17 protein-coding genes and 1 tRNA gene are annotated in these 13,688 nt (G+C 28.0%); 8 read left to right on the forward strand and 10 right to left on the reverse strand.

Annotated features, from left to right (window positions below; all coding sequences use genetic code 11):
• Positions 1-66 precede the first annotated feature (66 nt).
• The 3 genes from PKV21_06115 to PKV21_06125 are packed head-to-tail and all read right to left on the reverse strand — an operon-like array spanning position 67 to position 2,875.
• Positions 67-1,092, reverse strand: a complete 1,026-nt coding sequence (locus PKV21_06115) for an aldo/keto reductase (protein HOM27065.1) — start codon at positions 1,090-1,092, stop codon at positions 67-69.
• 11 nt (positions 1,093-1,103) lie between these two features.
• Positions 1,104-2,483: a tRNA uridine-5-carboxymethylaminomethyl(34) synthesis GTPase MnmE gene (mnmE, locus tag PKV21_06120; protein HOM27066.1), complete on the reverse strand. Its 1,380-nt coding sequence runs from the start codon at positions 2,481-2,483 to the stop codon at positions 1,104-1,106.
• Between the two features lie 26 nt (positions 2,484-2,509).
• The gene (locus tag PKV21_06125) at positions 2,510-2,875 is read right to left on the reverse strand and encodes a hypothetical protein (protein ID HOM27067.1); all 366 of its coding nucleotides are present in this window, start codon (positions 2,873-2,875) and stop codon (positions 2,510-2,512) included.
• 99 nt (positions 2,876-2,974) lie between these two features.
• Here PKV21_06125 and PKV21_06130 point away from each other — a divergent pair, with 99 nt between their 5' ends.
• From PKV21_06130 to PKV21_06145, 4 genes are all read left to right on the forward strand, one after another.
• Positions 2,975-3,310, forward strand: a complete 336-nt coding sequence (locus tag PKV21_06130) for a helix-turn-helix transcriptional regulator (protein HOM27068.1) — start codon at positions 2,975-2,977, stop codon at positions 3,308-3,310.
• A 67-nt stretch (positions 3,311-3,377) separates the two neighbouring features.
• Positions 3,378-3,941, forward strand: coding sequence for a DUF4416 family protein (locus tag PKV21_06135; GenBank protein HOM27069.1), 564 nt, complete (start codon positions 3,378-3,380; stop codon positions 3,939-3,941).
• Positions 3,910-4,806, forward strand: a complete 897-nt coding sequence (locus tag PKV21_06140) for an alpha/beta fold hydrolase (GenBank protein HOM27070.1) — start codon at positions 3,910-3,912, stop codon at positions 4,804-4,806. The genes PKV21_06135 and PKV21_06140 overlap by 32 nt, the downstream gene beginning before the upstream one ends.
• Positions 4,799-5,716, forward strand: a complete 918-nt coding sequence (locus PKV21_06145; protein ID HOM27071.1) for a glycosidase — start codon at positions 4,799-4,801, stop codon at positions 5,714-5,716. Before PKV21_06140 ends, PKV21_06145 begins: the two co-directional genes overlap by 8 nt.
• 13 nt (positions 5,717-5,729) lie before the next feature.
• Here the strand turns inward: PKV21_06145 and PKV21_06150 are convergent, their stop codons facing one another.
• Entirely contained in the window at positions 5,730-7,223 is a 1,494-nt protein-coding gene (locus PKV21_06150) for an AMP-binding protein (protein ID HOM27072.1), read from the reverse strand.
• Positions 7,224-7,358: 135 nt separating this feature from the next.
• On the opposite strand from PKV21_06150, the gene PKV21_06155 reads away from it, so the two are divergent.
• Positions 7,359-8,438 carry a hypothetical protein gene (locus tag PKV21_06155; GenBank protein HOM27073.1) on the forward strand — a complete coding sequence of 360 codons (1,080 nt, stop codon included), beginning with the start codon at positions 7,359-7,361 and terminating at the stop codon, positions 8,436-8,438.
• 4 nt (positions 8,439-8,442) lie between these two features.
• On the forward strand, positions 8,443-9,378 hold the full coding sequence (locus PKV21_06160; GenBank protein ID HOM27074.1) for an AEC family transporter: 936 nt from the start codon (positions 8,443-8,445) through the stop codon (positions 9,376-9,378).
• 132 nt (positions 9,379-9,510) lie between these two features.
• Here the strand turns inward: PKV21_06160 and PKV21_06165 are convergent.
• From PKV21_06165 to cas6, 6 genes are all read right to left on the reverse strand, one after another.
• A tRNA-Ala gene (locus PKV21_06165) sits at positions 9,511-9,583 on the reverse strand.
• A gap of 283 nt (positions 9,584-9,866) precedes the next feature.
• Entirely contained in the window at positions 9,867-10,523 is a 657-nt protein-coding gene (locus PKV21_06170; protein ID HOM27075.1) for a nucleotidyl transferase AbiEii/AbiGii toxin family protein, read from the reverse strand.
• Positions 10,477-10,788 carry a hypothetical protein gene (locus tag PKV21_06175; protein ID HOM27076.1) on the reverse strand — a complete coding sequence of 104 codons (312 nt, stop codon included), beginning with the start codon at positions 10,786-10,788 and terminating at the stop codon, positions 10,477-10,479. Before PKV21_06175 ends, PKV21_06170 begins: the two co-directional genes overlap by 47 nt.
• A gap of 4 nt (positions 10,789-10,792) precedes the next feature.
• The gene (locus PKV21_06180) at positions 10,793-11,377 is read right to left on the reverse strand and encodes a nucleotidyl transferase AbiEii/AbiGii toxin family protein (GenBank protein ID HOM27077.1); all 585 of its coding nucleotides are present in this window, start codon (positions 11,375-11,377) and stop codon (positions 10,793-10,795) included.
• On the reverse strand, positions 11,350-11,628 hold the full coding sequence (locus PKV21_06185; protein HOM27078.1) for a hypothetical protein: 279 nt from the start codon (positions 11,626-11,628) through the stop codon (positions 11,350-11,352). Before PKV21_06185 ends, PKV21_06180 begins: the two co-directional genes overlap by 28 nt.
• Before the next feature lie 2 nt (positions 11,629-11,630).
• Entirely contained in the window at positions 11,631-12,374 is a 744-nt protein-coding gene (gene cas6 / locus PKV21_06190) for a CRISPR-associated endoribonuclease Cas6 (GenBank protein ID HOM27079.1), read from the reverse strand.
• A 110-nt stretch (positions 12,375-12,484) separates the two neighbouring features.
• On the opposite strand from cas6, the gene PKV21_06195 reads away from it, so the two are divergent.
• Both PKV21_06195 and PKV21_06200 read left to right on the forward strand, forming a co-directional pair.
• Positions 12,485-13,429 carry a carbohydrate kinase family protein gene (locus PKV21_06195; protein ID HOM27080.1) on the forward strand — a complete coding sequence of 315 codons (945 nt, stop codon included), beginning with the start codon at positions 12,485-12,487 and terminating at the stop codon, positions 13,427-13,429.
• Positions 13,419-13,688 (forward strand): hypothetical protein (locus PKV21_06200; GenBank protein ID HOM27081.1); only part of this gene is annotated, 270 nt, incomplete at its 3' end. The genes PKV21_06195 and PKV21_06200, both read left to right, overlap by 11 nt.

Consider the following 13,688-nt stretch of genomic DNA (forward strand, 5'->3'; position numbering starts at 1 on the left):
AAAATTAAAAGAAACAGACACAATAAAACTCAAACTTAAAAACAGTCCTTTAATTATTGAAATTTTTTAATCCCTTTTTATACCTATTTTTTCAAGGTTTTCTTTCAAGCAATTCCCAATCCAGAGTTCAAGTCCTTCTACAAGATAATTTTTCTGAAAATCCATGCTTATATTATCAAGTTTCTCTATTATCTCCTCGGGTAAATTTTTTCCAAATGCTTTTATATTTTCCTCAAAATGTTTTGCTTTTCTCATCCCTACAAGTGCAGAGGCAATATAATTTTTTGATATACACCAGTTTATAGAAATCTGAGCAATAGTCATATCAAGTTCTTTTGCAATTTTTTCTATTTCCTCAACCACTTTTAATGCTTTTGAATAAACAGGTTCATTAAACAATACATTGGCTTTTCTCACATTTTCAACTATTTCACTTCTATCTTTAAATCTTCCTGTCAAAAGTCCTTCAGCGAGTGGACTGTAAGCAAGAAAATCAATTTTATTTTTTATACAAAAATTTGTTGTTCCATCAATATCATAACATCTCCATAATAAAGAATATGGAACCTGATTTGATACAATAACAGAAGAGAAAATTTCTTCAGGAAAATTTAAAAGATGCTTTTTCCTGAAATTACTTACTCCTGCGTATCTTATCAAACCTTCTTTCTGTAATTTTGTCATTGAGTCAGCAATATCATAGTAATCTTTTTCATTCATATCTTCTTTATGCCATAAATGTTTCATTTTAGGCCAGTGAACCTGATATAAATCAACAAAATCAGTTTTCAATCTTTTTAAACTCCCTGTTAAATGTTCTTTTACAGTTTTATAATCAAAATGGTTTCCTCCAATTTTTGTTGCTATTACAAACTTATCTCTTTTCCCTTTAAGAATCTCTCCAAGAACAGATTCACTTTCTCCATACGCCTCCGCTGTATCAATAAAATTAACTCCATTTTCTATTGCACTATCTATTATTTTTTCAACTTCTTTTTTATCATAATTTCCCCACTGACCACCTATCTGCCATGCTCCTATTGCCATTGCACTAACCTTTATATCACTTTTCCCAATAGTTTTATATATCATTTTTTCCTCCCTTATTTACCTATACAGAAATTTGAAAAAATTTCATCAAGTATTTTATCACTAATTTTATTTCCCATCAATTCATCAATCTGGTTTATACAACTTTTCAAATTTTCGGCAATAATTTCTGGATAGGTCTCCTTTAATGCTTCTTCTAAATATTGCTTTACTGCGTTTATTTTTCTTTCCTGCCTTAAATTCAGATATATTTCATCACCTTTTATTTCTCCATATCCCTCATTTATGAGTTGATACAATTTATTTTCTATTTCCTCTATACCTGTATTATTTTTAACCGATACTTTCACAATTCTATCTCTATCAAACTCTCTCAAAATTTTATCCATTTCAACTTTTTGAGGAAGGTCAATTTTATTTATTATAATCAGATATGGTTTATTTTTTATGTGTTCCAGAAGTTGGTAATCATATTCACTCAATTTTCTACTTCCATCAATCATAAGCAAGTTTATTTCTGCCTTTTTCATCCATTCAATTGATTTTTCAACTCCCATCTTTTCTATTTTATTTTTTGCCTTTCTTATTCCTGCAGTATCAATTATATTTATCGGTATTCCTTTAATGTTAACTATTTCTGTAATCACATCTCTTGTTGTTCCAGGAATTTCTGTTACTATTGCTCTTTCTTCTTTTAATAAAGCATTCAATAAACTTGATTTTCCAACATTTGGACTTCCTATAATTGCAACTTTTACCCCTGTTTGTATCAATTTACCTTTATTGCACTTTAATAAAAATTTTTCAATTTCCTGATAAATTTCTTTTATTTCTTTTTCAATATTTAACCTGTATTCTTCAACATCTTCTTCTTCTGGAAAGTTAATTTTTGCTTCTATATTCACAAGAAGATTAAATATTTTTTCCCTTATTTCAGAAATAAAATTACTTAAAGACCCTTTTAATTTTTTTATTCCAATTTCAAGTCCAGTTTCAGTTTTGCTGTAAATAATATCAAGTATACTTTCTGCTTGAGTTAAATCAATTCTTCCATTAAGAAATGCCCTTTTTGTAAATTCTCCTGGCTGGGCAAGCCTTGCTCCCTTTTTAATACATAAATTTAAAACTTCTTTTAAAGGAATAAGCCCGCCGTGACATCCGATTTCAGCCATATCTTCTCTTGTATAACTCTTTGGACTTTTCATAATAACAACTATAACTTCATCAATAATTTTTCCATTATCAACAATATGTCCGTAGTGAACTGTATGTGAGGGTATTTTTTCAATTTTAAATTTTTTCTTTAAAGGGGCTTTCCCAGGAACAAAAATCTCCTCTATTATCCTGTATGTTTCATTTCCACTTAATCTTACAATACCTATCCCGCTTATACCAAGTGGAGTTGAAATTGCACAAATTGTATCTTTTTCCATATCTTATATTTTACCCTATTTTGTGTTTAAAGATTATTGAGTAAAAAAATACTTCTTAAAAGTTGGAAGGGAAGAACTGGAAAAACAAGGTAGGAATCAATTGAAAAATCAATGATGAAATTTTGAATTTTATCATTTATTTCTGGAATAAGAATTAAAAATTTACAATCCTTAAATTTTTCTTTCAATTTTTTTACAACCTTTTTTATTTCTATACCGCATTCATCTACTTCAATTATCACTATATTTACATTTTCCAGTTTATCTATTTTTTCCATCAATTTCTTATCATGCAGAAGAAATCCAGTCGTTTCATATTCGTAATTTTTCATAAGAAAAAGATACTTCTCAAGCAAATTCTTTTCTTTCATTAAAAATAAAATCTTTTTCATATCAGAAATATTATACAAAAAAAATAACCAAAAGTCAATAAAAAATTATATAACTTTTAGTTTGTTTAAAATAAGTGATTTTAACTGTATAATTAGAAAATGGAAGATTTCTATAAAAAAATCGGAAGAAAAATAAGAGAAGTAAGAAAATCAAAAAAGATAACACAGGAAGAACTTGCTTACAGGATTGGGGTAACTCCTAATTTTATCGGTCTTATTGAAAGAGGTAAAAAAAGGCCGAGTATAGAAACATTAAGAAAAATATCAGATGCTCTTGAAGTCCCAGTTTCTTATTTTTTTGATAAAATTACTTACAAATTACCTGAAGAAGACATAATAACAAAAAAGATAAGTGCAATATTAAAAGATACAACAGAGGAAGAAAAGAAGGGAATATATAAATTTTTAAAGTCAATTGTCAGAAAGAAAAAATAAGTTTATATTTAACCTCTCCTTTCTTGTAAAGTTGTAAAAATATCACAATTGATTTAAAATTCAAAATATGGGAGAAATAAAAAAAATCCATCCTGTTAAAATTTTCTGTGGTTTAATTTATAAGGAGGAGGAAATTCTGGAAAAAACAAAAATAAAACTTGCAGAAAAATGGGGAAAAATTGATATTGAAGAAGGGCCATTTAACTTTGATTTTACAGATTATTATGAAGAAGAGATGGGGATAAATTTAAAGAGAAAATTTGTATCATTTGAAAATCTTTATATCCCTGAAGATGTTTATGAGTGGAAAATCTTTACAAATGAAGTAGAAAAAGAATTTTCTGAAGAAAATAAAAGAAAAATAAATATTGACCCAGGATATATTGACAGTTCAAAAGTAATTTTATTATCTACAAAGGACTACTATCATAGAATTTACATAGGAAAGGGGATTTATGCAGAACTTACACTTTATTATTCAAAAGGGAAATATAATTTTTTAAACTGGACATATCCTGATTACAGAACAGAAAACTATATTTCATTTTTTTTAAAGATGAAGCAAAAATATACAAAACAGGTAAGAGAATTTTTGAAAAATGAAAAAAATGTGGGTGAGAATACTTGTTGATTTTTTTATAATTGTATTTATTTTGAGTTTAATCACAGGAATTAGAGCGGTTATGCCACCAAGAATGGGAATTTTTATCACACCTAAAGATTTAGGACTTCCTTATGAAAATATAATACTTCAAACAGAGGATGGAAAAAGATTGAAAGGATGGTTTATTTATTCAGAAAAAGCAAAATGTGTAATTATATGTCTTCATGGTTATCCTGCAAATAAATCAGATATTCTACCTGTTGTTGAGTTCTTATATCCAGAATTTTCACTTTTACTTTTTGACTTCAGGGCACATGGAGAAAGTGAAGGGAAGGTATGCTATTTTGGATTGAAGGAATTTCTTGATGTAAAAAGTGCGATTGTTTTTATAAGAAACAACGAGAAAATTAAGGATTTACCGATTGGAATATGGGGATACTCTTTTGGAGGTGCTATTGGGATTATTTCTGCTTCAAAGTATAATGATATAAAATGTATTGTAAGTGATTCTGCTTTTGCTAATTTCCCTGATATGGTAAAAAGTTATTATAAAAATTTAGGTCCATTAAAGTATATCTTCTCTTCTTTTTCAATTTTCCTCGGTAGATATGTTTTTAGAAGTGATTTTAAATTGAACAGTCCTGAAAATTTTATAGGAAGTGTGAAATGTCCTATTTTAATAATACATTCAAGAAATGATGAGTTTGTTCCATTTACACATGCAAAAAAATTATATGAAAAAGCAAAATCCGAAAAAGAAATGTATGTTGTTGAAGGTTCTCATACAGGTCTTGATAGAGCATATACAAATGAATACAGGGAAAAAGTAAAAAGTTTTTTTGAAAAAAATCTTATTTCTGAAAAAATTGAAAAAAGGAGGCACAATGAATGAAATTTTTAAAAGGCATCCTGAAAATCCTATTCTTACACCAGAAAAATGGAAATATCCATGTAATGCAGTTTTTAATCCTGGTGTCATAGAATTTGAAGGTTATGTTTATCTTTTATGCAGAGTAGAAACATTTGATGGATATTCTCATTTCACCCTTGTTAAAAGTAAAAATGGAGTAAATAACTGGGAAATCCCTGAGAAACCCACTTTAGTTCCTGATGAGAGATATGATGAGGAAAAATGGGGAATAGAAGACCCGAGAATTGTATATTTAAAAGAAATAGAAAAATATGCAATAACTTATGTTTCTTTTTCTCCTGGTGGTCCATTAATCTCTTTAATTTTAACCGATGATTTTATAAAATTTGAAAGAAAAGGACCTCTTGTTCCACCAGAAGATAAGGATGGTTCTTTATTTCCCAGAAAAATAAAAGATAAGTTTGCTTTAATTCACAGACCAATTATAAGAGGAGAAGGACATATCTGGATTTCATATTCTCCTGACCTTATTCACTGGGGAAACCATAAAATTCTTTTGCCTGTAAGAGCAGGGATGTGGGACTGTCACAGGATAGGTCTTGGTTGTCCACCGATTGAAACAGATGAAGGATGGTTGATAATTTACCATGGAATAAGATATACTGCCTCTATCCCGATATACAGAGTTGGACTTGCTTTACTTGATAAAGAAAGTCCTGAAAAAGTTATTTCAAGAACAAAAAGGTGGGTTTTTGCTCCTGAAAAAGAATATGAAAGGATAGGAAATGCTATGAATGTTGTTTTTCCAACAGGATATATAATTAAAGATAAAGAAATCTTCATTTATTATGGATGTACAGATAAATGTATTTCTCTTGCTTTTGCTTCAATTTCAGACATTTTAACCATACTACTTAAAGAAAAAGAATAAGTGGAATAGATTTTTATCTTAACAATTCCTTTTTAATTTTTCCACTTCCTGTTTTGGGCAATTCATTTCTGAATTCAATTATTGATGGAACTTTATATGTAGCAAGATGTTCTCTGCAGTAATTTTTTATTTCAGATTCAGTAAGTTCTTCTCCTTCTTTTGGAACAATAACTGCTTTAATCGCTTCCCCTCTTATTTTATCTGGAACTCCCACCACTGCCACTTCTTTAACCTTTGGATGTTTGTAAATAACTCCTTCAACTTCAGTAGCATAAACATTAAGTCCTCCAACAATAATAACATCCTTTTTTCTTCCAACTATATAAAGGTACCCATCATTATCAAATTTCCCAAGGTCTCCTGTATAAAGCCATCCATCTCTAATTACCTGAGCGGTCAAATCTGGTTGATTATAATAACCTGGTGTAACAGGCCATCCTTTCATAATAATTTCTCCAACCTCACCTTTGGGAACTTCTACTCCATCCTCATCAACTATTTTTACTTCAATCCATGGAACAGGTTTTCCAACAGAACCAAATCTAACATCTTCTAATGGCGGTAAAACATTTGGAGCCGCTGTCTCTGTAAGTCCATAACCAGAAAGTAATTTTGCTTGTGGGCATACCTTATTAAATTTTTTTATTACATCAGGAGAATATGGAGCACCGAAAACAGCAGCCCATCTTAATTTAGGTAAATGAAATTTCTCAAAAACTTCAAGATTTAACATACCGATAAACATTGTTGGGACAAGAAAAGTTCCTGCAACATTGTATTTCTGCAGGTTTTGGAGGAGTTCAAGAGGATGATAATATTCCATCACAACAAGTTTAACACCAAAAAGAATAAGAAGGATAGCAACAATACCACCATTGTGGGAAAAAGGGATTGGAGATATACATACATCATTTTCTTCACAATAATGGTAATGATGAAAAATTGTATCAATTGGACTTTCAAGATGTTTATAAGTCCATATAACACCTTTTGGAACACCTGTTGTCCCTGAAGTATAGAAAATTGCTGCAATATCAGAGTCATTTATTTCATTTCCAGAAAATTCAGGAGAAAAATTTTCAATCTTTTCTTCAAGAGAGACACAATTCTGGAAAGTGCCTTTTGTTATTATAATATTTTTAAGAGACGGCACATTTTTCATTATAAGGTCAGGATTAAACTCTTTTGAAATTGTGGTGATTAAAAATTCTGCTTCACAATGGTTAAGAAGTGGAAAAATTTCTTCTGTTTTCAATCTGTGGTCAAGAGGAACTGCTATTGCTCCAATTTTAAAAATAGCCAGATAAGAATAAATATATTCAGGATTGTTAAGCATATAAATTCCAACTTTTGTACCCTTTTTAACTCCAAGTTCTTTTAAGAAATTTGCAACTTTATTTGTGTTTTCTTCAAGAGTTTTATAAGTATAATCCACATCTTTAAATACAAAAGCCACATCATTACCTTTTCTTTCACTAATTTCTCTTAACAATTTTCTTACATTCATATTCCCTCCTTTTTACAATTTATTTTAAAATATTTTTTTTGAAAAACAAAGTTTTTTTACTTTCTTGTATTGGTGAAATAAAAATTCTATAATAAAAATTTAAAATTGAATATCTTGAGTTTAAGGGTAATAAATATGGAAAAAATTGCTTGTTTAATTTCTTTTTTAATTTCGTCTGCTGGTTATGTTATCAATCTTTCAATTCCTTTATATTTAATTTCAAAATTTTCTGCTTCTCCATTTATTCTTGGTATTGCTGGTTTTTTCGGAAATTTTGCTTATACAACTTTCACATATATTTTTCATAAGTTTAGATGGAGATTACATTTTCCGTGGTTTATAATTTCTTCTCTATTTATTTCTTTAAATTATTTTTTCCTTCCTTTTTGTCCACACTATAAATACATGTTCATACTGTTTTTCATAAACGGGATTTTTTACAGCAGATTCTGGCCTTCAATTCAATACATATTCAGTCAGAATTCAATTCATATAGATAGATACAATATTTCATGGTCAAGCGGAGTAATTTTTGGCATTTTTATTTCAGGATATCTTTTTAAAGTAAAAGATACTCTACCATTCTGGATGGGTTGTTTTTTTGCATTCATCGGTTTTTTATCTGGATTTATAAATTTCAAAAAATTTAAATTATTTTACAGGGATTTACCTGAGAAATTTTATGAGAGAAAACCTCTTGATAAAGAAACGAAAAAAGTAATGCTTTTAAATTTTTCAAGTTTTTTTGCGATTGGAGGTTTTTTATTTGTTTTCCCTAAACTTGCAAATAACATAGGATATTCTTCAAATCTTATAAGTAATATCATAACTTTCCTTTTTTTAATCAGAACATCCATGTTTTATGTCTTCAGCAAAATTAAGATAAGGACAACTGATAAAATATTATTTTTTAACTATCTTTTTATATGTCTTTCACTTATTGGAGCAGGTATTTCAAAAAATTTTCCTCTTCATTTAATATTTATCTCACTTCTTGGTTTTTGTTCCGCATATTCCTATAGATTGGGTCTTTTTACGGTTATTGAAAAAGGATTTTCAACAGAACTCAATGAATCAATAATTGGAATAGGTTTATTTACAGGTCCTCTTATTGTTGGTATTTTAAGTCAAATTTTTGGAATATTTAATGGATTTATTTTTTCAGGCGTTCTTATTTTAATAATTTTTCTTTTTCAAAAATATCTAATAAAATAAAAAAATGCTTGTAATTAAAATTTTTTCGGTTTTTTTAATAATTATCGCAGGAATAATTGTCAGAAAAAAAGGACTTATTTCATCTTTGACAATCAAAGAAATGTCTGTAATTATAACAAAAGTTTTCTATCCCTCTCTTATATTCTCTTCATTTTTAAGAAATTTTACATCAGAAGACATTATAAATAATTATATTCTGCCACTTGGAACAATTCTTATTATGTTTGTAGGTTACCTATACGGAATAATTTTTACAAAATTTATTAGATTCAATAATGAAAAAGAAAAAAACACCTTTCACTTTCAATGTACAATAAATAATTACTCATTTTTGCCCTTACCCATTATCCTTTTTTTATATGGAGAAAAAGATATACCAAAACTTATACTTTCAACATTTGGTTCTGAAATTTCTGTCTGGACAATTGGAATTCTATCATTAACAGGAAACAGATTTGAAAAAAAAGCATTAAAGAATTTATTAAGTATCCCTATGATTTCAATAATTTTTTCTGTTATATTGATATTTTTAGAAAATGTAATAACTATAGAAAATCAAGTAATTATTGAAAGTGGAAAATCAATTTTAAATGTTATAACCCTTCTGGGGAATGCTACCATACCTGTTGCTTTATTTATTGCAGGTGCAAAAATGGGAGAAATTGAATTGAAGGACATTTTTATATTTAAATCATTGTTTCTTGCAATTTTAAGATTGATATTAATTCCTTTAACCTGTATCTTTTTATTCTATATTTTTTCTTTCCCCTATGAAATAAGAAGAGTTTTAATTGTTGTAACTATTATGCCATGCGCAATTGCAAGTATTGTTTTAAGTGAAGCATTTGAAGGTGATAGTAAATTTGCAGCAGAAACAGTCCTTTTAACACATCTTTTTTCTCTTATAACTATTCCCCTTTTCCTCTATTTTTTTAAGTGAGAAATTTTAAATGAAAAATATATAATAAAAGTTTTTTAGGTTTCATTAATTCAGATAAATTTAGTATTTTCAGAGTTTTTATGTTTATCTTTTCTGCGTTAGTATTACCCAAGCATCAAAGAGAAAAACCAATGGAGGATAAGGGATTTGAACCCTTGACCCCCAGACTGCCAGCCTGGTGCTCTCCCAACTGAGCTAATCCCCCATTTTCAATAAATAAATTATAAGGGTATCCCTTCAAAAAGTCAACATTTAAAATTGCCTCATTAAAAAATAGGCCTCTAAATCCCTTGTCTTTCCTTCTTTCTCCAAGCCCACCTTAAAGGTGGGAAATTAAATTCCTCTTTGGCAGATTGAAACTCTGAGTAAAGAAATCTTTTGCTAAATCTTGTAATTCTAGGTTTAAATTCCTCTTTGGCAGATTGAAACCCAATTTTATCTTTTATTATTTCCAAAACAAAATCATTTTTTCCCCTATTTATATTTTATCATATTGAATAATTTTTAACAAATTTTTCTACCTCTTTTTTAATAAACTTCTTTACTTGTTTCCATTCTATTTTTTCAATCATTCTTATTCTTTCTTTATCCTCTTTAACAGTTTTGTCAGCATCTTCAAAATAAATAAGTCCTTTCAAAATCAAAAAAGTTGAATAGTTTAAATATTTTTCTTTAAGCCAATTAATAAGTTTTTTTATTCCAAAAATTTTCATTAAAAAATATATATCAATAAAATCCCTGTAATTTCCCCTCTGAACAATAGAAATTATTTTCATTGCAGATATATCTTCTATTGATGCAACAAGTATATTTTCCATTTCCACTGGTTTTCTTATAAGTTTGTAAGGGTAATAAAAAAAAGATAAATGTGTATTTTTAACAATTATTTCAAATGTATCTTCTGTGTCATTAACTATCTCACCATTCTTAAAATAAACAGAAAGTGTTTTAAATTGTTGCTGTGAATAGAAGTCAAAATCAATAGATGTTCTATGGCCAAGATATAAAGCAAGCCCTGTTCCATCAGCAAGATAAAAATTCATCTTTTTTGTAAATTTTAATTCCTTTAAAATTTCTTTTTGCTCCTTACTTAAAATTTCAGTGTGTATCGGATTTAATAAAGATTTCTCTAATTGCTCTTTCATATTTATCTTTTCCGATTTTTACCCCAAATATTGCTAACCAGAAATTTAATGATTTTTTATTCCAGAACCCTCTTGATGGATTTTTTAAAACAGAGACAATATCCTTTTTTTTATAATTCTTCAAAACCCAAAGTATTTCTTCATCTCCTCCGTGATTTAAAACATTTTCAATAATTAATCTTTTGTCTCTCTTAAAAGAAATTTTATCAAGATTATAGCTTGAGAGCGAATTTTTTAATTTCTTTTTAATATAAGTATTTTCCATAAATTTAACTTTCTATCCCCCATCTTTTTTTTACTTCCTTTATTATTTTCAAAGTTTTAGTATCAGCATCGGGATAATCTTCTACTGAAAGTATTGCACCCAAATATATTTCAAAATTTTGTAAAGGGAATTTCTTTTCAAAATCTTTTTTAACTTTTTCTTTTTCCCATCCATATTTCTCATATAAAAATGCAAAATCAATTAAATCCTTCGTCTCAATTCTCCTTCCAGAGCAATAAATCTTATTGAGAAATATATCATAATCAGATACAATTTTTATCTTTTCATATTTTTCAATTAGATTTATATTTTTAAATGGGAAAAAGACAAATGAAGTTTTAATACCATCTATTATGAAATCAATATTATCAACAAATCTTTCTTCTTTTTCTGGATTAAAGATTTTTCTGACTTTTGATGATAATCTCAAAAATGAAAACTCTTTTTCTGAAAGGAAATCAAGGTCTTCACTTATTCTATGATTATATTTAAACATTAAAACTGTTCCACCAGCAAGATAAAAATTTTTAAAGATTTTTTGGATTTCAACAGCAAGTTTTTTCATTTTTTCAATTTTTCCTCTTTCCATAGTTTTAGCCAGAATTTTATCCCTCTTTTTATTTCAGGGTATCTGAAAGCAATATCATATGTCTCTTCAGGATATTTTTTGTAAATTTCTTCTATATCTTCAATATTTCCATAATTTAAAACCCTCAAAATAAACTTTTCAAGAATAACCTCATTCTGACAGTCCCAGAAAAAAGATTTGTATTCAGGTGGGATAGGTACTTTCTGTTTATATTTAATTTTTACTCTTTCTATTTTTCCTGAAGTTTTCATTTTTATATCTGTTTTACAATTTCAAGTAGCCCAAATCCCTGACCTGTCCTTACTCCAAATCCATAATCATATAAAAATTGAAGTATCTCTGGTTCTCCTTTTAAACAAAAAATCCCCCTAAAGCCCCTTACATAACCATCATAATGTGGAACAACTGTATCGGAATTTGTTGCTTCTTCTGGAATTGAAAACTCAAGTTCAATTTTTTTCTCTATCCCTTTTATGTATTTAATTCTTTCTTCTGTTCTTTTTCTCAAAACATCTTTAAATCTCTCAATCTTATCTTTCTCAGGAATTATATACCAGTTTTTAAAATCTTTTGCTGAAACTTCAGGGTCTGTAAGAACTGAAATTCCAATTGTTTTAAATATAACTTCATTTCCGATTATTTTTTTGTTTGGCAGAAGTTTAATATTGTTTAAATTAAACTTTTCTCCTTCAATCTCAATATAATCAAGTTTTTTTTCTTTTAATAATAAAATTCCATTCCAGAAACTTGAAATTAAAGAAAAATCACCACTTGAAAAAATAAATGAAATATCCTTGCCAATTTTACCTTCTTTAAATTCTTCACCAAAATAAGGAGAAAATACATACGGTTTTGCTTTTTTAGAGTTGAAAAGAGAAGAGTAGAGAAGTTTATCAGTATTTTCAAAAACTTTTTTTATGAATGAGATGAAAAAACTTCTTATGTTTGAAGGAACTTTTACTTCTTTATTTGAAATGAATTGTATATAAAATCGCATTTTTGGTTTCTGTTTAATATATAATATACCATAAAATTAAAAAATTTTCAAATTTTTTCACTTCTATTTTGTATCAATATATGGTAAGATAATGGAAAAAAGGAGGCTGGATGAAAGAGAGAGTTTTATGTCTTGGTATAATTGTTGGTGATTTTCTCGTAAAGCCAGTTGAAGATATGCCGGAAAGAGGAAAATTAACTCTTGTTGAAAAAACTGAATTACACATAGGTGGTTGTGCTACAAATACTGGTATTGTTTTAAAAAAACTTGGTGTTGATGTTGCAATTGTTGGTAAAGTTGGAAATGATAATCTCGGTAAATTTATAATAAATAAACTGAAAGAAGAAGGAATAAATACAGATTACATAAAAATTTCAGATAAATTTACAACTTCAGGAACTTCTGTTCTTGTTCATTCAGATGGTGAAAGGTCTTTTATTCATTCAATAGGTGCAAATGCTGATTTTGGTTTGGGGGATTTTGATTTCTCTTTACTAAAAAACTTTTCAATTTTACATATTGCAGGACCATTTCTTATGCCAAAATTTTTAAAAAAAGGTCTTTCTGAAGTAATGAAAAAGGCAAAGGAAGAAGGACTTATTACCTGTCTTGATACTGTATGGGATGCTTTTGGAAACTGGTTTAAAGGAATAGAAGATGCTCTCCCTTATATAGATTATTTATTTACAAGTTTTGAAGAAGCAAAGATGATTTCTAAAAAGGAAGATAAAGAAGATATATGTGATTTTTTCCTTTTTCATAATGTGAAAAATGTGTGTTTAAAAATGGGTGAAAAGGGTTCATATATAGCAAATGAAAAAGAGAGTTATTATTTCCCTGCATTAAAAGTAAATGTGATTGATACTACAGGTGCAGGAGATGGATATGTTGCAGGGTTTATAAAGGGAATTACTGAAAAATTTGAATTTAAAAAGTGCGGTCTTCTTGCCAATATTGTAGGTGCTAAAATAACAACAGCAATAGGAACAACTGCGGGTATTAAAAACTGGGAAGACCTTGTAAAATTTGCGAAAGAATTCGGTTATGAAATTTAAAACTTTTTTGATATTTTTTCTCCTTTTTTCATTTTCAGTTCTTTCTGAAGAAATAAAATATAAAGGGGATAATATTAAAGTTTTTTTTGGTAAAGAAGATGAAATAGAAAGAATTGAGATGGAAGGAAATGTTGTGATTGTTTACAAGGATATTACGATTAAAACAAACAGAGCAGTATTTGATAAAAAGGATAATTTTATAGAATGTGAAGAAGGTGTTGAAATTTTTTCTTCTTCTGGTAGATTTTATGCTGAAAAA

This window comes from bacterium (assembly GCA_035371905.1).
Lineage (GTDB): Bacteria > Ratteibacteria > UBA8468 > B48-G9 > JAFGKM01 > JAMWDI01.

Excerpts from the sequence above, each read along its gene's own strand:
- PKV21_06115 (HOM27065.1), bottom strand. The coding sequence starts at position 1,092 with ATGATATATAAAACTATTGGGAAAAGTGATATAAAGGTTAGTGCAATG.
- mnmE (HOM27066.1), bottom strand. The coding sequence starts at position 2,483 with ATGGAAAAAGATACAATTTGTGCAATTTCAACTCCACTTGGTATAAGC.
- PKV21_06125 (HOM27067.1), bottom strand. The coding sequence starts at position 2,875 with ATGAAAAAGATTTTATTTTTAATGAAAGAAAAGAATTTGCTTGAGAAG.
- PKV21_06130 (HOM27068.1), top strand. The coding sequence starts at position 2,975 with ATGGAAGATTTCTATAAAAAAATCGGAAGAAAAATAAGAGAAGTAAGA.
- PKV21_06135 (HOM27069.1), top strand. The coding sequence starts at position 3,378 with ATGGGAGAAATAAAAAAAATCCATCCTGTTAAAATTTTCTGTGGTTTA.
- PKV21_06140 (HOM27070.1), top strand. The coding sequence starts at position 3,910 with ATGAAAAAAATGTGGGTGAGAATACTTGTTGATTTTTTTATAATTGTA.
- PKV21_06145 (HOM27071.1), top strand. The coding sequence starts at position 4,799 with ATGAATGAAATTTTTAAAAGGCATCCTGAAAATCCTATTCTTACACCA.
- PKV21_06150 (HOM27072.1), bottom strand. The coding sequence starts at position 7,223 with ATGAATGTAAGAAAATTGTTAAGAGAAATTAGTGAAAGAAAAGGTAAT.
- PKV21_06155 (HOM27073.1), top strand. The coding sequence starts at position 7,359 with ATGGAAAAAATTGCTTGTTTAATTTCTTTTTTAATTTCGTCTGCTGGT.
- PKV21_06160 (HOM27074.1), top strand. The coding sequence starts at position 8,443 with ATGCTTGTAATTAAAATTTTTTCGGTTTTTTTAATAATTATCGCAGGA.
- PKV21_06170 (HOM27075.1), bottom strand. The coding sequence starts at position 10,523 with ATGAAAGAGCAATTAGAGAAATCTTTATTAAATCCGATACACACTGAA.
- PKV21_06175 (HOM27076.1), bottom strand. The coding sequence starts at position 10,788 with ATGGAAAATACTTATATTAAAAAGAAATTAAAAAATTCGCTCTCAAGC.
- PKV21_06180 (HOM27077.1), bottom strand. The coding sequence starts at position 11,377 with ATGGAAAGAGGAAAAATTGAAAAAATGAAAAAACTTGCTGTTGAAATC.
- PKV21_06185 (HOM27078.1), bottom strand. The coding sequence starts at position 11,628 with ATGAAAACTTCAGGAAAAATAGAAAGAGTAAAAATTAAATATAAACAG.
- cas6 (HOM27079.1), bottom strand. The coding sequence starts at position 12,374 with ATGCGATTTTATATACAATTCATTTCAAATAAAGAAGTAAAAGTTCCT.
- PKV21_06195 (HOM27080.1), top strand. The coding sequence starts at position 12,485 with ATGAAAGAGAGAGTTTTATGTCTTGGTATAATTGTTGGTGATTTTCTC.